The following is a 23095-nucleotide window of genomic DNA, read 5'->3' as shown; positions in this document are numbered from 1 at the left end:
GAAGTTCTCTGTTGGATTTACGTTCTTTGTAGAACTCGGGATAGTCTTTTTGATCTTTGCTCCCCGCAGATTGAGGCTCTTTGGGGCTTTCTTTCTTTTCTTCCTTCAAATCCTCATACTCCTTACCGGAAATTACACGTTCTTTAATATCTTAACCCTAACCCTTATTCTTTTCTTGCTTGACGATGCCTTCTTGAATCGTTTCTTTCCCCAAAGACTGCTAGATCGGATCTTTCAGGCCTTCTCTTCTGTGAGGCAGCAAGTCTCAGCTAGACCCGTCGTTGCTCTCCTTGCTGTTTTTCTTGTTCTCCTTTTCGTCTTGAATATGTCTTTAGTGTTTTTTGGGGCTCTGCCCAAACCTCTCCAGGGTATTGTTAGTTTTGCACGGCCTTTCCATATTTCCAATACCTACGGTCTCTTATCGGCATCGCCTTCGAGCAGGCCGACTTCGAGTTCTTTAACGAACAGGCCTTTACCGCCGACCTTAGCCAGTGGTGTGTCGAGAATTTTATCGCCTTGGGTGACCATTTTCACCAGCTCGACTTTAAGCCCAGCATGCGCCTCGCGTAGGCGGGCAGAGACATGTTCGGCTTGCCACAAAGCGAGTGGGCTTTTCCGCGTGGCGATTTTGATTGTTTTGTTCATTTGAGTCACTACCTGGAAGTCTGTCGGGCTAATACCCCCAACACATGCTAAAACAGCGCCTTTTTTCAGGCAATATGTGATTTTAGCATTTTGCGCACGCCTGCGAGATGGCGACGACTAATGAGCAGCAATTCGTCGCAGTGTTTGAGGCTGAGATAATGACGACCATCGCTACCACGCTGTAACCCTGTGATGTGTTGAACGCTGACCAGGGCATTACGGTGGATACGTAGCAAGCTGTCGCCAAATTCTTCTTCTAGCTTGCGCAACGAGTCCTCGATGAGTACGCTGCCGTCAAGATGGCAGACGGTGATGTATTTCTGGTCGGCCTGGAAGTAAATAACGTCATCGATGGCAACAAGATCGATATGGCCTGCGCTAGTAGCACTGATATGGCTACGTCGGCGCGGAGTGTTGTTAAGGCTTTGTAGCTGTGCTTTGTTGAGGCTGTGGGCGCGGCCTAAGGCGTGCTCCAGTTGTGCTTGCTTGATGGGTTTAAGTAAATAAGCCGTGGCCTGTGTTGCAAATGCAGCTAATGCGTGCTCATCGTAGGCGGTGGTGAAGATGATGGCGGGTGGTTTGTCGAGAGCACTTAAGTGCTCGGCGACTTCAAGCCCGTCCATACCAGGCATACGAATATCGAGCAGCAGAATATCGGGTTCATGTTGCGCCACTTTTTCAATGGCTTGTTTGCCGTTTACGGCGACATCGAGTAACTCATAGTCGTTAAGTTCGGCCAGCATACGCGCCAGACGTTCGCACGCCAGTGGCTCGTCATCGACAATGAGGATTTTCATATATCACCGATCCGCTGATAGGGTAGCGTCAGGGTAACGATAAACTGGCCGTCTTTATTCTCTGTGGCTAAATGACCTTCGCCCTCATACCAGCCAGCAAGACGCTGGCGGGTGTTTTCCAGTGCCATACCTAAGCCTTTGCTATTTGTTTGTGTCCCTTGAGGTGTGGTTGTGATTGGCAGCGGATTGCTGATGGTCAAGCAAATCATGTCAGCCTCAAAGCGACCCTGGATGCGAATGCAGCCGCCATTCACGCAGGGCTCAATGCCGTGGTAAACCGCATTTTCGACCAAGGGTTGCAGTAATAGCGGAGGTACAGCAGCGTTGTCGGGAAGCATGTCGACACGCCATTGCGTTTGCAGTCGTTCGCCAAGACGCAGTTGTTCTATATTAAGATAGCGCCGCGTCAAGTCAATTTCATCGGCCAGGCGCGTGGCATTATTGCTGGTATTGAGATTATTACGAAATAAATCTGCCAGGTCTTCGACCACGGTTTCAGCAAGCTCGGGGTTGCTACGCGTCAGGCTGGCGATGGTGTTCATGCTATTGAATAAAAAATGTGGGCGAATACGTGCTTGCAAGGCATGCAGCCGTGAGCGTGCTTCAGCCCGAATCGATAACCGCGATTGGTGCTGTACATAAAAATAACGCAAGGCAACAGCGCAGATGATGAGACTGATGGCGACATTGCGCAAGATGAAGCCGGCGTGGTGGCTGCTTTGTGTCAGCCCTTCAAAGCCAGCGAGGGCACTGCCCAGTGAATTGCTCAGGATCAAGTGATAAGCTATTGCTGACACCAAGGCGGTGATGCCAGTGACAACAAACAGGCTATAAAACGTCGTTGCTGTCACGTTCAACTGCTTAAACCAACGCTTGCTAAGGCATAGCATGGCGGTGCTGGTGAGCGCGATCCATTGCACAAATAAGGAAATGAGACCGAGATCGCCCCAGCGCTGTTGAGTGCTTGTCATCGGTGCTAGGGTCAATACGAAGGCCAATAACTCGGCGATAATCACCACCAACAGCAAGGCTCGCAGCTGACAAAAGTCAGGCAGAAAGGCAGCTGCCATATTTGGCTCAGTTGCTGGCCCGCTAGTTGGCTTGAAGCTTGGATTGGTATGGGATGGCATAATACTGGTTTATGTTGGCAGTTCTCTGATTATAGCGGCCAGCCAAGCGCTGTCTTTGGCGGCGAGGCAATGAGTGTTAATAGGCTCCTAACGGTGGGCTAAGGTTTCGAGGATTATGACAAGATTGCTATACTGCTGTGCAGTAATATTTGAGGAAACAATGTGAGCGCTAACGATAAATTATGGGGTGGACGTTTCAGTGAGTCAACCGATGCCTTTGTTGAGGAGTTTACCGCTTCGGTAGCGTTTGATCGACGGCTGTATCGCCATGATATTGCTGGTTCTTGTGCTCATGCCTTGATGTTGGCACGGTGTCACATTATCTCTGATGACGAGTGCCAGCAGATTTTATCCGGCCTGGAAAAAATCATTGCTGAGATTGAGTCGAATACCTTTGAGTGGAGTGTTGCGCTAGAAGATGTTCACATGAACATTGAATCGCGGTTGACCGCCTTGATTGGCGATGTCGGCAAAAAGCTGCATACGGCACGTTCACGTAATGATCAAGTAGCCACCGATATTCGACTTTATCTACGTGATGAGATTGATATCATTATTGCTGAGGCGCAGCGTCTGCAAACAGGTTTGCTTGATCTTGCCGAGGCTGAAGCGGCGACGATTATGCCCGGTTTTACTCATCTGCAAACTGCGCAGCCAGTAACTTTTGGCCATCACATGCTAGCCTGGCAGCAAATGCTGCTGCGCGATGTTGAGCGACTGCATGATGTGCGCAAGCGGATTAACCAATAACCGTTAGGTGCGGCAGCATTGGCCGGTACCAGCTACCCTATTGACCGTGAATTTGTTGCCAAGCAATTGGGTTTTGACGGGGTGTGTGAAAATTCACTGGATGCCGTGTCAGATCGTGACTTTGCCATTGAGTTTGTTGCCGCATCATCGATTTTGTTAATGCATCTGTCGCGTTTTTCTGAGGAGCTAATTCTTTGGACATCGGCGCAATTCGATTTTATTGATTTGCCTGATCGTTTTTGTACCGGCTCATCGATTATGCCGCAAAAGAAAAATCCGGATGTGCCAGAGTTAGTACGTGGTAAAACTGGTCGGGTGAGTGGCCATTTAATGAGTTTGTTAATGCTAATGAAAGCGCAGCCCTTGGCCTATAACAAAGATAATCAGGAAGACAAGGAGCCGCTGTTTGACACTATTGATACGGTCAAAGCTTGCCTGCGCGTCTATGCTGATATGATGCCTACAGTGATCGTAAAGCCTGAAAAAATGCGTGCGGCGGCTTTAAAGGGTTATGCCACTGCTACGGATTTAGCCGATTATTTGGTGCGTAAAGGCATGCCGTTTCGTGATGCACATGAAGTGGTGGGCCGCAGTGTTGCCTATGCGGTTGAACGAGGTAAGGATCTTGCCGAGTTGACGCTGAAAGAATTGAAAGAGTTTGATGCCAGCATTAAAAAAGACGTGTTTGAGGTGTTAACTTTGGAGGGTTCGGTCAATGCGCGTGACCACATTGGTGGCACCGCCCCTACGGCGGTGCGTGCTGCAATTGCCAAACAGCGCCAGCGTTTAAATGGCTAGCACGATTCTTCATTGAGTCTCGCAGTCGAGGCAGATAGATCGGTGTTCGTGGTAGGGAGTTAGTATAGAGAAAGATCAGGCGCTATCTACGTTGTTAAGGTCTTTGACTGTATGCGCTAATAACTCATGCTCGGCTTTACGGATTAAGCGTTTGGCGTCATCGCCATTTTCCCAGGTAGCAGCACCGACATGAAGTTCTGCTTTGCTGCGGTGTTGATCAATTGCGGCTTGTGCCTCGATATCATTGATATGGCCAAGCAGTTTTTTGGCGAGACTGCGTGTGGCAGTGGCATCTGTTTCGGGTAACACTATGAGTAATTCACCGTAACCAATACGACCGATATGGTCAGCCCAGCGTGTTTGGTCACGCAAGTTTTGCGAAATAGTGATCATGATTTTGTCTGCCATCGTAGGCCCAAGCTTTTGCCCAAGCACGGCAATGTTACCGACGTTAATCCTCAATACAGATAAGGCATTATGGTAGCGACGACTGCGCGTGACTAGTGGCTCAAGTAAATGCAGTAAAGCACGACGATTCGGTAAGCCAGTGAGTGAGTCACGTAGACTAACTTCTTCAAGTTCGGCACTTAGTTTGTCGCGCTCTTGACGAAGCTGCTGTTCTGTACTGACATCCATATAGTAGTGAACGCACGCCGTTGCTTGTGGTAGATGTAGAGTGCGGTTAATGGCTTTAAGCCAACGCGGATGCCGTTTTGCTGTTGCCGGTAATAAAAAACGCTTTTCAGGTTTGAACAGCCATTCAAATTCTGCAGGCAGTGTCATACGGCTGCGGCCAACCAATTCATTTGATGATAGGCCAGCATAGTTTTCGATAACGTCGTTGAGCCAGATTAATTTTGACTGGTAGTTGAGTATGACGACGCCAAATGGAGCGTCTTCAAATGCATGTTTTATCAGAGAAATATCATCTTTCTCCATTATTTTTCTCTCCACATTTCTTTTTAGTTGCGGCGTATTGTGCCCTTGTATCAGAGTTAACGGCCAAGTGGCAGCTCCCTTGAGCTAGGGAACCTCTGATTTATTCATGAACTTGCATCTTATGCCTGAAATATCCAGCTTCTACGTTGTACCCCAAGGGCACTTCCTGCGGGGCGCAAATCTTGACAATAGCCCCACTATTGCCTGCGATTTGTGTCTTGAATCTGAATATTTCAGACACAATCTACTGCGTCCAGAATAAATTCAGAGGTTCCCTAGATTTTCTTCTATTTTTTAGTCGCGAATATTCATCTCTAGTAATAGAGGAAATTGCCGATATTAAAGGAGAGGTATCCCGACACTGGGTCGCATCACTCGATTGCGCTTATGTCTACGCAGTTTTCAGTTTACTAAATTTAAGAGGAATATCGGCGCGTGGAAGTAAAAGCAATAAAAAGGCGATTTCTCGCCCTTAATGCTGATCGTATTGAGCGAACACGTAATGCGTTACGTGAGCACCAGCGCGATGTGCTTGATTTGTTGCCATTATTTTTTCACGTCAACCATCCTTTGTTGCCAGGGTTTATTGCCAAAGACACTCCATTTGGTATCGCAGACTACAGCCCAAGTAAGGTAGTAAAAGAGGCGGCGATACGTTTGAGTAAGAGTTTTGAGTATAAGCGACGCCCACTTATGCGTTATGACATTAGTTCAGTTTTTCTTATGGGAAGTAGTGGCACGGTTGCCTACTCAGACAAAAGTGATTTCGATGTGTGGGTGTGCCACAACCCCAGCTTGGAAAAGAAGCCACTGCTTGAGTTATCTAAAAAGGCCAAGGCGATCGAACGGTGGGCTGATGGCATTGGTATTGAGATTAATATTTACCTGATGAATCCTGAACGTTTTCGCGCAGGTGAAATAAGTGATCTTTCTGGTGAAAGCAGTGGTAGTGCACAGTACCACTTGTTGCTCGATGAGTTTTATCGTACCAGCGTGTTATTAGCGGGTTGTTATCCGTTATGGTGGTTAGTGCCCCCTGAGGAGGAGGGCAATTATGAAGCCGTTGCGCATAAGCTAAAACATAATCGTTTTATCAAAGATGGTGAGTGTGTTGACTTTGGTGGGCTTGCATCTATTCCAATAGAAGAATTTTTTGGTGCTTCTTTGTGGCAATTGTTTAAAGCCATAGATTCGCCCTATAAGTCTGTATTGAAGTTGATGTTAATGGAAGTGTATGTGCATGAGCGCCATAGTGGGGATTTATTATCGCAACGCTATAAGCGCGCCGTCTATGAGGGAAAGAGCGACCTTACTGAGCTTGACCCTTATGTCATGCTTTATAAAAAACTTGATGAACATTTGCAAATGTTTGGCGATGACAGCCGAATGGATTTATTGCGCCGCTGTTTCTATTTTAAAGTGAATCTTAAAGTTAGCGAATACGCACGACTACGCAACCGCAATTGGCGCTGGGATTACATGCGCGATGCAGTCAAGAACTGGGGCTGGGATGATAATTATCTCAATATTCTTGATTCGCGCTCACAATGGAAAATTCATCGTGTTACCGATGAGCGAAAAATTCTTGTTGATGAATTAACGCATTGTTATCGTTTTTTATCTGATTTTATCAGAGAAAATAAGGCTTTAGCTAATATTGAACAACAGGATATGAATCTATTGGGTAGAAAGTTGTTCGCAACGTTTGAGCGCAAAGCCGGTAAGGTTGAAGTTATCAATCGTGGCATAAGCGGTAATCTATGGGAAAGCCGATTGTCGCTTCACTACGCCCTCAATAAGCCGGGAAATAAATCGGGTTTGGCCGCCTGGGAACTTTACCCCGGTACCGTTGACGTTGCTCAGGCAGTGGATATGGCACCATTGAAAGCCGCGAGCAATGTGTTGGAAATAATGGCGTGGGCATACTTTAACAAGGTATTAGATACCTATTCTGGTGTCAGTGTTTATTCAGGGGTAAGTAAGCTTACCTCGCGTGAATTTCAAGCAGTAGTGGATTGTATAAGCAATGCATTTTCAGACGTCACTTTAGGTTCTCAGCGCACTGAAGATTATGCCAATAATGCAAGAGTAGTTAATGCGATAGCTATCGTCAATATGGGGCTGGATCCTATGACGAAAATATTGGGTGAAGGTCGTCAGTTAATGAGTAATAAAACGGATGCCTTGTCTTATAGTGGTATGCACTATAATTTGATTAATACCATAGATATATTGTTTACCACGAGCTGGGGCGAGGTGATTACGCAACATTATAGTGGTAATAGCGCCATCCTCGATTGTTTGTGTGAATATTCTCGTTTAACGGTTCCTGGTGTTGCCAATTCTACTTTGCCTTTTGCTGCCCGTAGTTTTTCATCCGCGTGCGGCATGATGATAGGGTTGCGTATTGAATCCTTATTTAAAGATGTTATGCGTTGTTTTTATGCAAGGTTAGACGCGGCTGAGTATCAATATATTCTTGCAATAGGTGATCGGCACTATGTTTTGTCAAAGCAGGATGGCGTGTTGGGCTATCAATGCCTTGGTGATTATTCGGATGTGCTTGAGCACCTTGCTAAAGTACCTCTGGTATTTGTTGAGACGGTGATAGATCGTTATACGTTAAAAGATACGGTATTGCCTCTCATTTATAAGCAAAACCATCATGATGAGATACAGTTGTTCTATTACTTAGAAGGTGATCAAGCGTCAGTCTATGTGCTTGATGAATTCGGCGCATTATTCCATCAGCAGCTTGAACATTTAAATGGCCAATTTTTATTGACGCATTTTAACTACTTGTTTGATTCAATTTATTTGCGTAGCCAGGCACAGCGAGAGGCCTCGTGCGAGGCATTACCAATAAGTTACTACGAGGTGATCGGTCACGGCGCAGAGTCCTGGCGCCTTGTCCGGCGTAAGTTTGTACGTCAACCCGGTTTGCACAAGGCGCGAACCTCGTTGCAAGTGATTGGTAGTCTTGCCGGCGAAGGTGAGCTGGAATTGACAGTATTCTGTGGTCAAAAAGAATTTAGTTCACTGCGTTATGGCGAGGCAATTTTTCAACAAGTTGCTGAGTACATTACCAATATGCGTCAGTCCAATAAGTGTTATCCGATTTATGTGACTGACCTGGATATGCCTGCTTCGGTGCTATCCAAAGAGCAACGTAAATTGCCGGCAACAGCACACTATTTGGCCTATAAAAAACAGTTGGAGCAACGCTTCAATGAGGCGCTGGTCTTTACTCACACGCAGAGGCTATCCTCTATTGCCTAGTGGCACTGACATGAAGTTGACCATGTTCGATGCTTATTAAGAGCCCCTAGCCCGTGTTCCTTACCTATTTCTTTTAGGCATAGGCAAGCGCGAGTGTTTATACTGGTGCCTCATTTTTTAGATGCGGCTACTATGAGATCTCTGCTTATACTTATCTTGCTGGCGTTATTATTGTCTGCTTGCGGCCAGAAAGGCGACTTAATCTTGCCCGATGATATGCCAGGCAATGAGGAAAGCGAGGCACGCTAATGGATTATTTTTCACGGCGTCAGCAACGACTTTATTGTGAAGAGATTGCGCTCGATGAGATTGCAACACGCTTTGGCACACCATGCTATGTCTATTCGCGTGCGACCATAGAGCGTCATTGGCAGGCCTTTGACCAGGCTTTTACCGGTATTGATCACCTTGTTTGTTATGCCGTTAAGGCCAATAGCAATCTTGCTGTGCTCAATATACTGGCGCGTTTGGGCTCTGGTTTTGACATTGTGTCTGGCGGAGAGTTGGAACGTGTGCTGGCTGCTGGTGGTGAAACAAGCAAGATTGTCTTTTCTGGCGTTGGCAAGCGCCGTGAAGAGATTGAATTTGCTTTGCAAAAAGGCGTGTACTGTCTCAACGTTGAGTCGCGCTCAGAGCTGGCGCGAATACAGCAGGTGGCGGCGTCCATGGCTGTTATGGCACCTGTTTCATTGCGCGTGAATCCGGATGTGGATGCCAAGACACATCCTTATATTTCGACAGGTTTGAAAGAAAATAAATTTGGTATTGATTTTTCTGAAGCCTTAGATACCTACCGCGATGCCTCAGCAATGAGCAATATTGATATCAAGGGTATTGATTGTCATATTGGTTCACAGCTGACTGATACGGCGCCATTTGCTGACGCAACGCAACGTATTGCTGCATTGGTAAAAACTTTATCGGATGAAGATATTACTATCAGTCATATTGATATCGGTGGTGGTCTTGGCGTTCGCTATCGTGACGAAGTGCCGCCCTTGCCGGATGACTACGCTCGTGCTGTGTTGGCTACCTTGCGCTCCGAAGGCATACTGCAAGCGAGCTCTAATATTAAAGTACTGCTTGAGCCAGGCCGCGCTATTGTTGCCAATGCCGGTGTGCTATTGACTCGTGTCGAATATCTCAAACATAGCCCAGACAAAAATTTTGCCATTGTTGATGCGGCAATGAATGATTTGCTGCGGCCAGCATTGTATGAGGCGTGGCAAGATATTGTCCCTGTCAATGCTGAAAGTGATGTTGTAGCAAAATACTATGACGTGGTTGGACCAGTTTGTGAAACAGGCGATTTTCTTGGTAAAGATCGGTTGTTGGCGTTGCGTGAGCGAGACTTGCTGGCAGTGCGTTCGTCAGGTGCCTATGGTGCCAGCATGAGCTCTAACTATAATTCGCGGCCGCGCGTGGCGGAGGTTATCGTTGATGGTGTTAAGGCACACTTGGTTCGTGAACGCGAAACAATAGCCGATCTTATGCGGGGTGAGAAAATACTACCTTGACCCATCAAGAAGTTGAGCCAAGGTAGTTACAGTTTAGATGATAACTACTAGAGGACGCTAATAGCGCGGTCACCAGAGTTAGGTTCGACCACAACCAGCCCTCTAATGCCTGGGTCGGCAACGAGTAGTCGTTGGTTAGCTTCATCCCAAGCAATTGCGATTGGAATAATGAAGCCCAAGCCATTGCCAACCTGGTTGCCACCACTTACCTCAGCACTGTTGCCATCGATGGCTGATACGACTCTGTTATCACCAGTTGCGATATTAACGGATGTTAATGCCCTGGTGGTGGCGTCTATTAAGTAGGCAATATTACTATTACTGTCTACAGTAAGTGTTGCGGCGTCGAGTACCAGGCCAGTGTTGGCAATGGCGTTAATGACAGTAGCGTCGGCAGAGTCCAGGACAGTACCGTCGGCAGATTCCAGGCCAATGACGATCAAGGTTTGCCTGACATCATCAAGTACTAGCGCACGATCCTGAGCGGTATCAACAATAATCGCTATTGGCGAAGGGATGGAGCCGGTGCTAGCAAAGAAAATACTGCGATCACCAGTAGCAAGGTCGATAGCGCGTACGCTTGGATCATCCTGGTCTGCATCGGTATACAAGATACGGTTTCGTGCAGAGTCTAACGCCAGTGCCGTGGCTTTCTGGAACGAGACGCCTGAGCCAACACTGTTGTTGTCCGAAACAATCGCCAATGAGCCTGAAGCAAGGTTTAAGGCTGCAATACCGTCACGCTCAGCAGTAAAGAAGTAGGCAGTGTTGTTGACGAAATCAACGATAAACACTGTTGTATCAATTTCAATATTGCTTTGATCAATTGTTACCGTAGACGTGACGCCATTTGTCTGGTCGTTGATGGTCAAGCTGTTGCTGCCTGGCAGCAGTGAATACAGGAAGATATTACCTGTTGCATCATCAACAATCACATTGGTGTAGCGCTCAGCCTCGAGTAATACCGGGGGATTGCTGCCCACTATCGTGCGGTCTCCCGTAGCAAGGTCAATAGCGATGATCGCGCCACTATTGTCACTCACTAATGCGCGTGTACCGTCAACGGTAATTGCGTTAGCATCGATGAGAGGAGGCCCATTGCCAATAACAGCGGCGGAAGGTGTGACCACATCGTCGCCTGACAGGACGCCAAAACCACCATTGCTCAAATCAATGGTAAACACTGATGTTGGTGTTACCACCAATAGGCGATCGTTGGCATTATCGACCTCGATAGAGCGCACCAAAGTTGGGTCAGTAATGCCCGCAGGCAAGCCAGCCAAGAGCGTGCGATTACCATTATCAAGATCAACGGTGAGGAAGCCTGGTATACCTTCATCAAAGACGATGGCTTGATTGTTTGTGCTATCCAGCGCAATACGAGTCGGTGTAACAAAGGCTGGCCCAGTGCCAGCGCCAGTATTATCCGATACGACACTGGTTGAAAAATCAACGAGACTAACGGCGACGATTGCTGGTGCAGCGAGATCAATAATCAGCAGTCGATTATTATTATTCGCAGCATCGACCACGAATTGATCAATACCAGGCTCTACCCTCACAGGTAAGCGTGTCACGCTATCATCAGTTAGGCCAATTTGTAGCAGGTTATCGCCTGCCGGCGTGTCTTCAACGACAAATAGGCGGTCATTGTCAGCATCCAATTCACCCGCACCAGATAGCGCCTGAAATTCAGCACCGGCTGAGCCAGGTAAGGCGCCGCCATTAAAATCGACGGGGAAAGGGCTGACTTCGCCGCTATTTTCGTCAACGATGTTGATACCACCAGTGCCAGCATCGATGACTAAAATGCGCTCTCTCTCACCATCGGCCAGCGCCGAGCCGGGTGCTGAAATCACGGTTGCTTGTGAGTTAACGCTGATAGTTTCTGTTGAGACCTCACCATTCACATCTGTTGCTGTCACAGTAATTTCGTTATCACCGGTGCTTAATGGAATGGCTGCGGCAGACCAGTTGCCGTCGGCATCGACGCTAGCAGCAACATCGTTGCCCCCAGTGCTGACGATAATTGAATCAATGGCATCACCCTCTGGGTCGGTAGCAGTGCCGCTAATGGTGATGTTATCACCGATGACCAAACTATTAGCACCTGGGAAGCCAATCGTGATAATCGGCGCGAGGTTGTCAGTGACAGTAATAGTGAAATTAGCCTCGTTCGTGTTGCCATCACTTTCTTGAGTAAACACGGTGACAACATGACTGGTGGCAGTTTCAAAATCGAGAGGGCCAGCGACCGTGACAACGCCAGTGCCTGGATCAATGGCAAAGCGACCGCCAGCATCATCAAGTAAGCTAAAGGTCACCGTGACACCGTCAGCGAGCCCATCGACAAAGGCAGTAAGGCCGGTGAGTGCGCCGATGATTACTGATTCGGCTACACTGTTATCAGCAGCGTCGGTGTCGATGAGGGTAGTGACAGTGTCGGTCCCGGTACCTGGGGTGGTATTGTTGTCACCGTCCGCAGAAAGGCCAAGGCTGCGGCCAAAGCCACCGCCGCTGTCACAGGCGCTGACCAAGAGTAAAATAATAGTAATCAAATAAACGTTAACATACTTGCTCATAATGCATTCCTCATCCCTCACCTGTGTAATAGCATACAAGTGAGGAAAATTCTTTTTCAGTTATTGAGCAATAATCTCATTACTATTCGCTGCTTGTCTAGTGTCGAAAACCTTTACAAAATATAAATTAACTATAAAAAACAATAACTTATTAATTTTTTAGGCAGACAAGCGGTACCTATTTCTCGATATTTATTGTTGTGTCACAGCATTTGCGCTGACGTATGAATGCATGCTGAGTAAACCAGTCAGCATTATTTTGTCATTGATAACCATATTGTCGCCATGCTTCGTAGAGAACGATAGCGACGGCATTGGATAAGTTGAGGCTGCGACTGTTATCTTTCATCGGGATGCGAATAAGAGCATGGGTGTTCGGTGAAGCTAATATTTCGCTAGGCAACCCGCGAGTTTCAGGTCCAAACAATAAAGCGTCACCAGCTTTAAAGTGGTAGTTAGAGTGTGTTTGTGTGCCTTTGGTTGAGCAGGCAATTACGCGATCAGGTTTTACACTATTAATAAAGGTATCGAATGATTTGTGCTGCGTCACACAAGCGAGCGCATGATAATCGAGTCCGGCACGGCGTAAGCGTTTATCATCCAGATCAAAGCCCAAAGGCTCTATTAGATGCAAGGATGCCCCGCAGTTGGCGCATAGCCGTATAATGTTACCGGTATTGGGTGGAATCTCAGGCTCAAATAAAACAATATGAAACATAACTTGAATAATCCGTGTTTAGTACAGGCAAGTTTAAATGGCAGATAAGCAGTTGTTATACCCCGAGGGCACGTTAGCACTGAAATTTTGTGGGATGGATTTTGCCAGCCCACTGGTTTTATTATCCGGCTGTGTCGGTTTTGGTGAAGAGTACACTCGCGTAGAGGGTTTTTCCAATCGCGATGTCGGCGCTGTCTGTTTGAAAGGCACCACCTTAGCGCCACGTTTAGGTAATCCACCGCACCGTATCTACGAAACTGATATGGGCATGTTAAATGCCATCGGTCTGCAAAACCCAGGTACCAAGTATGTCGTTAACGAAATTCTGCCGAAACTTGATTTTGACGAAACACAGTTTATCGCCAATGTGTCAGGTTCAACGATCGAAGAATATGCTGAAGTCACTCGTTTATTTGATGACTCACCAATCGATGCGATAGAAATCAATATCTCCTGTCCCAATGTCAAAGCAGGAGGCGTTGCTTTTGGCAATGATCCTGATATGTCAGCGCGCGTGGTCGCAGCCTGTCGAGCGGTGACAAAAAAACCCATTATTACCAAGCTTTCGCCAAACCAAACGGATATTGCAGAAAACACTCGACGTTGCATTGAAGCAGGCAGCGATGGCTTTGCTGTGATTAACACCCTAATGGGCATGGCCATCGATGCAGAGAAGCAACGAACCATTATTGGTAACAACCAGGGCGGTCTATCTGGCCCGGCAATCAAGCCGATCGCCTTACTTAAAGTGCACCAGGTCTACCAAGTATGTAAAGCACACAATATTCCTATTATCGGTCAAGGTGGTGTGACTAATGCCACCGATGCTATCGAGTTTATGCTTGCCGGCGCAACGACCGTAGGGGTGGGCACGGCATTATTTTATGACCCACTGGTTTGCAGCAAAATCAATGATGGCATTATTGACTATTTACAAAGACATAATATGAATTCGGTAACTGAGTTGATAGGTGCATTGCAGTTAAATAGCTAGCAGATAATGCGCGTACCTAGGAGAAGGCATGTCATCTTGTTTGCGATATAATGGCACACAAACTAATGAGCGCGCCCAATATAAAAAACCTGAAATTTTAATAGTTTATTTGGTTTTTTCGAGCTTAAGAAATACTTTTCAGGTTAGATAGCTTACGAAACGAATTACTGTTTTGGGCTTGGTTGCTATTTTCTAGAGTAACGATAAGTTGGTCTCATATAGCCTGAGATATTTGCTTAACATGAGGTTGGGGGTGAGAAGATGAAAACAATCATTATATTTTTATTGCTGGTAGTTTTTTGTAGTGTTACATCAATTTCAGTTGCATCACCTGCAGACAAACAGGTAGAGAGTGCGCTGGCTGATATTTCAAAATATGAAGATCAATTCGCCGGTAAGGCGACAGTTCAGTCCAATACGATTAAGCGCACACTAAAGCTATTAGGTTTAACACGACAGCGATTAGACAGCTCTACCAATCAAGCCAGCCCTTCATGGCAAGAAGCCGATGTTCGTTATAATAATTTGGTAGAAAAACTAAATGGATTTTTGGTGCCGCAGAAATCGACTGCTAGTAAATCCGCTGCGGCAGCCCCCGTCACGACACAACAAAATACAGCGCCAAAAACCAGCAATAGCACTACGCAAATGATTTCGCAGCAGCGTGTACGTATTAAAAAAATAAATCGAGATATTATTAGTTCGACAGATACGATTGACAAGAATGGGCCGAAACCATTCCAAGATGTAGAGTACGTATCGAAGTGGCAGAAGAAAGTTGATCAATTTAAGCAGTCACTTAGCAAATATAAAGATTTTTCTACTGACAGTAAGGTTATTGCGGCCAACCAATCATTACAAGAAATGGAAAATATGATGGTTTTTGGTCGCAGTCATGCGGCTAAAGAAATTGAAGCGCTCGGTAATGTTCAGCAGCGCTTACATGCGATTGACACAGCTATGCATAGCATGGGAATTACGGATGAGCCTCAGCAGCCTTTTAAACAGGGAGACTTATCGCAGTGGCTAACAAACCTATCTAAACTGCGTCAGTACGCGTTAACGACACATACCCCCTTGCCAGAAATTAAAAACCGAGCCTATTTGCCCAACACGCGGTTCACTGTTGAACAGGATGGTGTTTACGATATGCAGGATGTTGATCGATTAGAGAGAGGTTTAATTAGTACAGTAACAAAGATTGATTCAAATTTGGCAACCTTTAGTGTCAACCTTGCAGAAGGTTTGAAGCATGTTTCTATGACTATTGATCGGTATAGCACTTATGATCCGGCGAATGTCGATGACCAGAGTCAACATTTTTTATTCAAAGGTCGCGCCGATGAGGCTAGAGCAGAATTTGCGCGAGACCGAAACTATGTTAGTGCAGCAGCAGAGTTTGATAAGTTTCTTAAACGTGAAACCCACAAAGGTAAAATTAAATTATTACAACAACTTGATGCGGCGGCGAAACAATATGAAGCGAATTATAGAACCGCATTAAAACTTGTCAGAATGCCAAAATCAGTAACATCTGATGCAGAATTAGTAAAAATTGCCAAGCAAACTTTGACTAACCCTAAATATGAATACGTTGGCGGTATTAAACGGCTTGTTGTGAGCGCTGAAAAAGTGCACCGAGAAAAGCAAACCAGCAATGTCGAATACGATAAAGTTGATATCAGTCTCAGTGGCAATATCAAGTTGTCAGGAACGGAAACCACCTATTCTTATGCTTGGGATGAATTTCAGGTTGCAACAGCAGAGTCAGAGGCAGATAAATACTATATTTTTTATACCACATTTAAATATTTCACTAAAGGTGGCAGCACTACACCACTGAATAAATGGATAATTAGCGATCGAATTCATGTCGGTGAGATACCTGCAGAAAATATTTCCTTGGACTAAGCTTGTTAAGAGAAAGTGGGAGTAGTATTAATTCAGTTTTTTTGGATTAAAATATCTACGGCAATTTATTGCATAGTATGGTGAGAGATTCCCCACTTTTGTTCTGATACATTTTTGAAAAATGCGTTGATGATATGTAAACCTACTTAGGTGATTCGAGCGCAATAAATCACACATTATAATTTAGTTGCGGTCAACGAGAGATTATAGTTCCCGCCTACTTTATCTGGGGATTATATAATTTCACATATTGCATTACATATTTTAATACCGCTTGTGTTGGCTGTTATTTTCTATCCTAAAGCATGGCGTGTCAGCTATGTATTAATGCTGGCCGGTATTGCGATTGATATAGATCATTTGTTCGCTGTGCCAATCTACGATCCGGGTCGTTGTAGTATTGGCTTTCATCCTTTGCATACATTAGTGCCCATGGTGTTCTATGTGGCAGCATTAATACCCGCCAAGACACGTGTTGTGGGTGTTGGCTTAAGTGTTCATATTATTCTTGATGCAGTAGATTGTCAGATGACGAGCGGTGTTTGGTATGTTAGCTAAGGAATCTCTAAATCACTCATAGTTTGAACGATGAGCGGCACTAGCAGATGCCTCGCTCCTATGGCGAGAAATGCGAGCTAGACTGACAAACCCAGCTCTTTAATTTTTCGTGTCAGTGTATTACGCCCCCAACCTAAAAGATTCGCGGCAACCTGCCTTTTCCCGCCTGAGTGGCGCAAGGCCGTTTCGATCATAATGCGTTCAAATTCTGGTATGGCTTGCTCCAGTATTTGTTGATCACCTTGAGCCAGTTTTAATTCTGCCCAGCGACGTAATATCTGTTGCCAGTCTTGATCGCTATCGTCGTTAGCCGATTCCAGCTCTGTCTCTTTTTTCAGCTCTTGTGGTAAGTCTTCAATGCGTACGCTTTGACCCGGGGTCATTACAGTCAGCCAGCGGCAGGTGTTTTCAAGTTGCCTGACGTTGCCGCGCCAATCGAGGCGTGTCAGTAAATCACGTGCATCTTTTTCTAGAGACTTGCTATCGACTTTAAGTTCGCGGGCAGCGCGTTTAAGGAAATGCTCTAACAGTAAAGGGATGTCTTCACGGCGCTCACGCAGTGAGGGAATATGCACACGAATCACATTAAGGCGATGAAATAAATCTTCGCGAAAGCGACCTTCGTTGACTAAGTCTTCAAGGTTTTGATGAGTTGCTGCGATAATGCGAACGTCTACTTTTATTGGCGTGTGGCCACCAACACGATAGAACATACCATCAGCCAGAACACGTAATAAACGTGTTTGCAGTTCACTTGGCATGTCGCCAATCTCATCGAGAAACAAGGTGCCGTTATCCGCTTGTTCAAAGCGTCCTTTACGCTGGTTATTGGCACCAGTGAATGCGCCACGCTCGTGACCAAATAGCTCAGATTCCAATAAGTCGCGTGGAATAGCCGCCATATTCAAGGCGATGAATAGCCCACCAGCACGTGGACTGTGACGATGTAATGCGGCGGCCACTAATTCTTTACCGGTTCCGGTTTCACCGTTAATTAATACGCTAATATTAGAGCGCGATAAGCGACCAATGGCACGAAAGACTTCTTGCATGGCCGGTGCTTCGCCGATAATTTCACTGGGGTGTTCAGGGGCTAATTTTGATGCCGATTTTAATTGGGTGTTTTTTGTATTTTGTTGTTGTTCAACGGCGTGTTGGACTAATTCAATAGCATCATCAATATCGAAGGGTTTAGCCAGGTATTCAAAAGCACCACCGCTATAGGCCGATACTGCACTATCGAGATCAGAATGTGCAGTCATAATGATAACCGGTAATTCTGGGTAGCTGTTGTGTATGCTCTCTAGCAAATCAAGGCCGCTCATGCCCGGCATGCGGATATCGGCAATAATGGCGTCGGGTGTTTGCAACGCTAATTTGTCTAGCACATTATTGGCATTGTCAAAGGTTGTGACATTCATTTGTGCGCGGGTTAATGCCTTTTCTAACACCCAGCGGATTGATCGGTCATCATCGATCACCCAAATATTATTTTTACTCATGATCGGTCTCCCCCTGTTTGTAAGGGTAAGGTGATACTAAAAACAGTATTTTGAGGTTCGCTGGTGCATTCGATAGCCCCACCATGTTGATGCAATAGTGACTGTGCAATAGCGAGGCCTAAGCCGCTGCCATTGCCGCTTATACTGACCATGGGATAAAAGATTTTTTCGACCATGTTGGTAGCAATGCCTGGGCCGTTGTCGTGAACTTTCAAGCGCAACACAAGCTTATGCTGTTTGCCGCCGATAGTGATGTGGCGATCTGTACGTGTACTAAAGGTAATGATGCCATCACCTTTTAAGGCTTGTGCTGCATTGCGTGCAATGTTGAGGATGACCTGTACCATCTGGTCAGCATCGACATACAGCAACGGAATGCTGGGGTCGTAATCACGCTTAATAATGAGCTTGTCTTGTGCCTCGGCAAGTACCAGTGTTCGAACATGTTCAAGTACTTGATGAATATTGATGGCTTCTTTATGCGGCAACGTATTGGGGCCTAGCATACGGTTAAGCAGATTTTTCAGCCGATCTGCTTCACTGATAATAACGTCGGTATATTCTTTTAAGGCCGGATCAGGCAGTTCGCTTTCAAGCAGTTGTGCCGCACCACGCAAACCACTTAAAGGGTTTTTAATTTCATGGGCAAGGCCACGTACGACTTCGTGTGAAATTTCGTATTGCGCGAGGCGATGCGCTTCACGCGTGATTCGTGCGTGCTGGTCGATATCATTCATCTCTAATAACAAACATGGTTCGCCCTCTGTTTGGCCAAAAGGCGTCACCGTGTAGTCGATAGCGATATTGTGTGTGCCATGGGTTGGTAAGGTGGCTTGATATTCAGTAAACATATGTCCTTGAGCTAGCGCATTCTTAAGTTTTTCAATGAACTCAGTCGCCTGTGGCATGAGCTGACTAAGCAGCATGCCTTCTGCCTGTTTGCGACTCATTGCCAGCAGGTTTTCACCCGCCGGGTTAATGAACAACAGTCTCAGTTCTTTATCAAAAGCCAGTACCGCTGTGCTCAGATTATCAAGAATAGGCCAAAGTAGATCTAGCGCGGTTTGGGAGCGAGGCATGTCATGATGAGTGCAATTTGATAACCAGCTTGTTTTATTGTTTGCTGTTTGTTTTGTTGTTGGTATGAAGGTTTCATTATTGTGTTTTTTGGGTTATCACTTAAAAATTTTTAAATATCAATTAAGTTAAAAAAATTGTATTTTTTGTGCCCCAAAACCTTAGATTTAAAGGGCGTTTTTAAGCGAAGCACTCATTGCACCATAATAGTGCATATTAGCTGTTAAGGGAAATCCAGAGCACAGTGCGGGTTTGTAACGGTGGTCGAACCTACTGATTGGCTGGGTTGCGTGGATTGGAGGGCGCGAAAATAGAAGCACGTTTAATGTGAATGGTGACACTATTACTCGAAAGCTGAACAATGTCGCCGTGTTGATTAATAATCACCGCGCGAATACTACGGGTACCCCGATTAAGGTTGCTCAAGCCGACACTGCTGGCTGATGTGGCATAGCCGAGCTGGCCACCATCGACTAATGCCGACAAGCGATGGCCTTTCTTTACGCGCAAGGGAGGGTCAATTTTAGTGTGGATGGTGGTATTGCCGGCATCACCGGTTTGCAGTGTCGTATTGTTAGCCGGGCTGGTAATCGTAAACTCTTTGTAGTTGCCGCTATCGTTAGCTTTAGGGTCGGTGGTGACAGCAGGATTGCTTGCTGTTTTAGGCTTGCCACGGGCTTCTTTAGCACTATAGATTGTTATCGGTTTTAGTTTGATTTCCTTGGCGCCCTCGCTCGGGCTATCGGAAAAGGTGATGCTGCCATCAGAGCCAGTAGATTGATAAATAGTATCGGCCAGTACCCCAGTTGACCACAAGGGGCTGGCGAGTAAGCCGATAAAAGCCAAGCTAATTAATCTAAGGTAGCGCATAGCGTATCAACATACGCTAGTGTGGATTCAGTCTCAAGGCCAGAGTTCACAGTTTTGCTTGATTTTTGGCTATAAAAAAGCCCCATCCATATAGAATATGGTGGGGTTTTTTTATATACATTTAGCAACAGCTGTACCCCAAAAGAGCTTGCCCCCGTGTTAAACACGGGGCAGGCTCCGCGAAAGCGTGGGGGCAAATAGCGCGCTATTTACAAGCTGTAGTACATATCAAATTCAATCGGATGCGTGGTCATACGCATACGTGTGACTTCTTCCATTTTCAGTTCAATGTAAGCGTCGATAGCATCATCAGTAAAGACACCGCCCGCGGTCAAGAAGGCACGATCTTTATCCAATGCTTCCAATGCTTGATCTAGTGAATGGCAGACCGTTGGGATTTCTGCCTCTTCTTCTGGCGGTAGATCGTAAAGATCTTTAGAGGCAGCGTCACCTGGGTGAATTTTGTTTTTAATGCCGTCAAGCCCCGCCATTAACATGGCTGAGAAGGCGAGATAAGGATTGGCAGTATTGTCAGGGAAGCGTAGCTCGATACGGCGTCCTTTAGGGTTTGCAACATAAGGGATACGAATCGAAGCAGAACGGTTTTTGGCAGAGTATGCCAACAACACAGGTGCCTCAAAGCCCGGCACTAACCGTTTGTAACTGTTGGTAGAAGCGTTGGCAAAAGCATTAATGGCGCGGGCATGTTTAATTAAGCCGCCAATGTAATAGAGCGCATTGTCAGACAGACCGGCGTATTTGTTACCACTGAATATATTTTTGCCAGCTTTACTAATCGATTGATGCACGTGCATACCGCTACCGTTATCACCGACCAAAGGTTTAGGCATAAAGGTGGCTGATTTGCCATAGCTATGTGCTACATTGTGTATAACGTATTTTAAAATTTGAACTTCGTCAGCTTTTTTGACCAGGGTATTAAAAACAGCGCCTATCTCGCACTGTCCTGCAGTGGCCACTTCGTGATGGTGAACTTCAGTAAGCACACCCATCTCTTCCATGCATAAACACATAGCAGAACGCAGATCTTGCAAGGAGTCGACCGGAGGCACGGGGAAGTAACCACCTTTAATACCAGGACGATGCCCCATATTGCCGTCTTCAAATACTTTTTCTGATGACCAAAATGCTTCTTCAGAACCAACCTTATAAAAGGCGCCACTCATGTCAGCACCCCAACGCACATCATCAAAGATGAAGAATTCGTTTTCAGGGCCAAAGTAGGCAGTATCACCAATCTTGGTGGATTTTAAGTAGGCTTCTGCACGCTCAGCGATAGAACGTGGGTCACGCTCGTAACCTTGCATGGTGGCAGGCTCGACAATATCGCAACGCAGGTTAACGGTGATTTCATCCATAAACGGATCAACTACGGCGGTATTGGAGTCTGGCATCAAGACCATGTCGGAGTCATTAATGCCCTTCCAGCCTGCGATGGACGAACCATCAAACATCTTACCTTCTTTAAAGAAGGTGCTGTTGATTTCACGCACAGGCACGGTCACATGTTGCTCTTTACCGATGGTGTCAGTAAAACGCAGGTCGACGAATTGGGCGTTACTGTCTTTAATCAGCTTTTGCACTTTAGTTGCGGACATGTCTCCTCCAGAGTGGATATTGATGAATGGCTAACGTTTGCTGTTCGCACAGCCAAATGTTTGTCTGTTGTTAGCAATAGCTAAACCATCGAAGCATTTAGTATGCCACGATAGAAATTATATAAAATTCAATAAGATATGATATTTGATGATGATTGGATCGTTGTTTGTTTGCTCTATTATAGGGCGTAATAAATTGAGCGCACCAATGTAATACTAATGACGCTGTCGTTAAATGGGATTGTCTTAACCAGGTTAACTAAGCTAAGACAGCGCAACCATTGTTGTTAGTATCATAGCGATTTTAGGCGCAAGGTTCTAGTACTCCGTCAATGCGATAATGACGTATTCAGAGCCGCCCAGATGATCCAAGACAGGGCGCAGCCCGGAGGGAATGACGAGTCCTTTTCAAGAGCTGCACCAACAGTAGGCGCTTTAGGCGACGCCGTATTGGATCATCTGGGTGGCTCCCTACGGGCGAGTTGTGAAGCGGTCGTCCGCGTTGTTGCGCCTCTGGGCAAGGACTCATCATTACCGGCGAGACGCGCCTAGCGTCCAACCGCTTTACAACTCGCTGAATACGTCATTATCACATTGACGGAGTACCCGTGTTTAGCAAAAACAAATAATGAAAAACGACTATTTGCACGTTGATTAGAGGAATTAATGTAGGTTTGTCTTACTGTCATAGCCGACAATAATGGTGTTGGTTGGGGTGCAATGTTTGCTAACGACTTGCATTGCGACATGGCTACCATGTTGTTGTTTAAGCTCATAGGCACATAACGGATCAGGTAGTAGGGAATTATTATCACCCATCAAGCGAATCGCTATGAGCACATCCATCACGCTGATAAAGCGCTGCGCCAACATTAAGAATAATGGATAATCGTTGGTATCGAGGTGGGTGGCAGCTTCACCGTAAGCAGTCTGGCCAAGGCCAATATAATAGCCAGTATTGACTGCAAGTTTACGGCTACGGCCAGGAAACAAGCCGGATAGCAGTAAGCAAGTATCGCCTACATTGCGTAAATCTTTGGGTCTTTGGTGCCCATCATTACACATGGCTTCAAGGTAATGCGGTGCAACAGCTCTGCACAAAGATTGCGCGCGACGGGTAAAGCGTGACAGCAGCACGACTAAATAATGTTCCAGTATTTCGCTAAGATGCAAATGTGCTTTGGCCTGCGCCTCATGAACTAGGCTGTGCCATTGAGCATTACTGCTTAGTGTTTGCAACGACTCTTTCATAACAACACCTCTATCTAGTCTAACGGCAGTTTCGAGAAAGATCTTGATTTAGTACTCCAACAACCTTGTATTGATGGGTTCAGCGAGCCAAGAAGCGGCCAGATGCTAGGCGTGCTTACGCAGGGCTAGTGATTTTAGCTCAAGTGAGCACAACAACG

17 protein-coding genes and 2 pseudogenes are annotated in these 23095 nt (G+C 46.1%); 8 read left to right on the top strand and 11 right to left on the bottom strand.

Annotation, left to right across the window (positions count from 1 at the left end; all coding sequences use genetic code 11):
* A pseudogene (locus JKY90_01215) lies at positions 1-325 on the top strand (lipase maturation factor family protein).
* Between the two features lie 83 nt (positions 326-408).
* On the opposite strand, the gene JKY90_01210 reads toward JKY90_01215, so the two are convergent.
* The 3 genes from JKY90_01210 to JKY90_01200 all read right to left on the bottom strand — a co-directional run bounded on the left by JKY90_01210 (position 409) and on the right by JKY90_01200 (position 2572).
* Positions 409-645: a hypothetical protein gene (locus JKY90_01210; protein ID MBL4850887.1), complete on the bottom strand. Its 237-nt coding sequence runs from the start codon at positions 643-645 to the stop codon at positions 409-411.
* A 65-nt stretch (positions 646-710) separates the two neighbouring features.
* Positions 711-1442 carry a response regulator transcription factor gene (locus tag JKY90_01205; protein ID MBL4850886.1) on the bottom strand — a complete coding sequence of 244 codons (732 nt, stop codon included), beginning with the start codon at positions 1440-1442 and terminating at the stop codon, positions 711-713.
* Positions 1439-2572 carry a histidine kinase gene (locus tag JKY90_01200; protein MBL4850885.1) on the bottom strand — a complete coding sequence of 378 codons (1134 nt, stop codon included), beginning with the start codon at positions 2570-2572 and terminating at the stop codon, positions 1439-1441. The genes JKY90_01205 and JKY90_01200 overlap by 4 nt, the downstream gene beginning before the upstream one ends.
* 162 nt (positions 2573-2734) lie before the next feature.
* On the opposite strand from JKY90_01200, the pseudogene argH reads away from it, so the two are divergent.
* A pseudogene (argH, locus tag JKY90_01195) lies at positions 2735-4120 on the top strand (argininosuccinate lyase).
* Between the two features lie 75 nt (positions 4121-4195).
* On the opposite strand, the gene JKY90_01190 reads toward argH, so the two are convergent.
* Positions 4196-5059 (bottom strand): GGDEF domain-containing protein, encoded by an 864-nt coding sequence (locus tag JKY90_01190; protein ID MBL4850884.1) that lies wholly within the window; start codon positions 5057-5059, stop codon positions 4196-4198.
* Between the two features lie 435 nt (positions 5060-5494).
* On the opposite strand from JKY90_01190, the gene JKY90_01185 reads away from it, so the two are divergent.
* The 3 genes from JKY90_01185 to lysA all read left to right on the top strand — a co-directional run bounded on the left by JKY90_01185 (position 5495) and on the right by lysA (position 9855).
* Positions 5495-8338 (top strand): class I adenylate cyclase, encoded by a 2844-nt coding sequence (locus JKY90_01185; GenBank protein ID MBL4850883.1) that lies wholly within the window; start codon positions 5495-5497, stop codon positions 8336-8338.
* A gap of 132 nt (positions 8339-8470) precedes the next feature.
* Entirely contained in the window at positions 8471-8587 is a 117-nt protein-coding gene (locus tag JKY90_01180; GenBank protein MBL4850882.1) for a lipoprotein, read from the top strand.
* Positions 8587-9855, top strand: a complete 1269-nt coding sequence (lysA, locus tag JKY90_01175) for a diaminopimelate decarboxylase (GenBank protein ID MBL4850881.1) — start codon at positions 8587-8589, stop codon at positions 9853-9855. The genes JKY90_01180 and lysA overlap by 1 nt, the downstream gene beginning before the upstream one ends.
* Before the next feature lie 47 nt (positions 9856-9902).
* Here the strand turns inward: lysA and JKY90_01170 are convergent, their stop codons facing one another.
* Both JKY90_01170 and trmL read right to left on the bottom strand, forming a co-directional pair.
* Positions 9903-12437, bottom strand: a complete 2535-nt coding sequence (locus tag JKY90_01170) for a cadherin domain-containing protein (GenBank protein ID MBL4850880.1) — start codon at positions 12435-12437, stop codon at positions 9903-9905.
* A gap of 262 nt (positions 12438-12699) precedes the next feature.
* Positions 12700-13155, bottom strand: a complete 456-nt coding sequence (gene trmL, locus JKY90_01165; protein ID MBL4850879.1) for a tRNA (uridine(34)/cytosine(34)/5-carboxymethylaminomethyluridine(34)-2'-O)-methyltransferase TrmL — start codon at positions 13153-13155, stop codon at positions 12700-12702.
* A gap of 37 nt (positions 13156-13192) precedes the next feature.
* Here trmL and JKY90_01160 point away from each other — a divergent pair, with 37 nt between their 5' ends.
* From JKY90_01160 to JKY90_01150, 3 genes are all read left to right on the top strand, one after another.
* A complete protein-coding gene (locus JKY90_01160; GenBank protein MBL4850878.1) occupies positions 13193-14149 on the top strand; it encodes a dihydroorotate dehydrogenase in 957 nt (318 codons plus the stop codon).
* A gap of 261 nt (positions 14150-14410) precedes the next feature.
* Positions 14411-16060, top strand: coding sequence for a hypothetical protein (locus JKY90_01155; protein ID MBL4850877.1), 1650 nt, complete (start codon positions 14411-14413; stop codon positions 16058-16060).
* Between the two features lie 240 nt (positions 16061-16300).
* Positions 16301-16618 carry a hypothetical protein gene (locus tag JKY90_01150; GenBank protein MBL4850876.1) on the top strand — a complete coding sequence of 106 codons (318 nt, stop codon included), beginning with the start codon at positions 16301-16303 and terminating at the stop codon, positions 16616-16618.
* A 77-nt stretch (positions 16619-16695) separates the two neighbouring features.
* Here JKY90_01150 and glnG read toward each other — a convergent pair whose 3' ends face one another.
* From glnG to JKY90_01125, 5 genes are all read right to left on the bottom strand, one after another.
* Complete coding sequence (gene glnG, locus JKY90_01145; protein ID MBL4850875.1) at positions 16696-18120, bottom strand: nitrogen regulation protein NR(I); 1425 nt, start codon at positions 18118-18120, stop codon at positions 16696-16698.
* The gene (locus JKY90_01140; protein MBL4850874.1) at positions 18117-19199 is read right to left on the bottom strand and encodes a PAS domain-containing protein; all 1083 of its coding nucleotides are present in this window, start codon (positions 19197-19199) and stop codon (positions 18117-18119) included. The genes glnG and JKY90_01140 overlap by 4 nt, the downstream gene beginning before the upstream one ends.
* Positions 19200-19467: 268 nt before the next feature.
* Complete coding sequence (locus JKY90_01135; protein ID MBL4850873.1) at positions 19468-20043, bottom strand: DUF4124 domain-containing protein; 576 nt, start codon at positions 20041-20043, stop codon at positions 19468-19470.
* A gap of 233 nt (positions 20044-20276) precedes the next feature.
* Positions 20277-21686: a glutamate--ammonia ligase gene (gene glnA / locus JKY90_01130; protein MBL4850872.1), complete on the bottom strand. Its 1410-nt coding sequence runs from the start codon at positions 21684-21686 to the stop codon at positions 20277-20279.
* A 663-nt stretch (positions 21687-22349) separates the two neighbouring features.
* Positions 22350-22937 carry a hypothetical protein gene (locus JKY90_01125; GenBank protein ID MBL4850871.1) on the bottom strand — a complete coding sequence of 196 codons (588 nt, stop codon included), beginning with the start codon at positions 22935-22937 and terminating at the stop codon, positions 22350-22352.
* Positions 22938-23095 lie beyond the last annotated feature (158 nt).

This window comes from Gammaproteobacteria bacterium (assembly GCA_016765075.1).
GTDB lineage: Bacteria > Pseudomonadota > Gammaproteobacteria.
This window is presented reverse-complemented; position numbering and strand designations above follow the sequence as displayed.

What these genes read in the sequence shown, in the direction of transcription:
- JKY90_01210 (MBL4850887.1), bottom strand. Translation starts at nt 645, where the DNA reads ATGAACAAAACAATCAAAATCGCCACGCGGAAAAGCCCACTCGCTTTG.
- JKY90_01205 (MBL4850886.1), bottom strand. Translation starts at nt 1,442, where the DNA reads ATGAAAATCCTCATTGTCGATGACGAGCCACTGGCGTGCGAACGTCTG.
- JKY90_01200 (MBL4850885.1), bottom strand. Translation starts at nt 2,572, where the DNA reads ATGCCATCCCATACCAATCCAAGCTTCAAGCCAACTAGCGGGCCAGCA.
- JKY90_01190 (MBL4850884.1), bottom strand. Translation starts at nt 5,059, where the DNA reads ATGGAGAAAGATGATATTTCTCTGATAAAACATGCATTTGAAGACGCT.
- JKY90_01180 (MBL4850882.1), top strand. Translation starts at nt 8,471, where the DNA reads ATGAGATCTCTGCTTATACTTATCTTGCTGGCGTTATTATTGTCTGCT.
- lysA (MBL4850881.1), top strand. Translation starts at nt 8,587, where the DNA reads ATGGATTATTTTTCACGGCGTCAGCAACGACTTTATTGTGAAGAGATT.
- JKY90_01170 (MBL4850880.1), bottom strand. Translation starts at nt 12,437, where the DNA reads ATGAGCAAGTATGTTAACGTTTATTTGATTACTATTATTTTACTCTTG.
- trmL (MBL4850879.1), bottom strand. Translation starts at nt 13,155, where the DNA reads ATGTTTCATATTGTTTTATTTGAGCCTGAGATTCCACCCAATACCGGT.
- JKY90_01160 (MBL4850878.1), top strand. Translation starts at nt 13,193, where the DNA reads ATGGCAGATAAGCAGTTGTTATACCCCGAGGGCACGTTAGCACTGAAA.
- JKY90_01155 (MBL4850877.1), top strand. Translation starts at nt 14,411, where the DNA reads ATGAAAACAATCATTATATTTTTATTGCTGGTAGTTTTTTGTAGTGTT.
- glnG (MBL4850875.1), bottom strand. Translation starts at nt 18,120, where the DNA reads ATGAGTAAAAATAATATTTGGGTGATCGATGATGACCGATCAATCCGC.
- JKY90_01140 (MBL4850874.1), bottom strand. Translation starts at nt 19,199, where the DNA reads ATGCCTCGCTCCCAAACCGCGCTAGATCTACTTTGGCCTATTCTTGAT.
- glnA (MBL4850872.1), bottom strand. Translation starts at nt 21,686, where the DNA reads ATGTCCGCAACTAAAGTGCAAAAGCTGATTAAAGACAGTAACGCCCAA.
- JKY90_01125 (MBL4850871.1), bottom strand. Translation starts at nt 22,937, where the DNA reads ATGAAAGAGTCGTTGCAAACACTAAGCAGTAATGCTCAATGGCACAGC.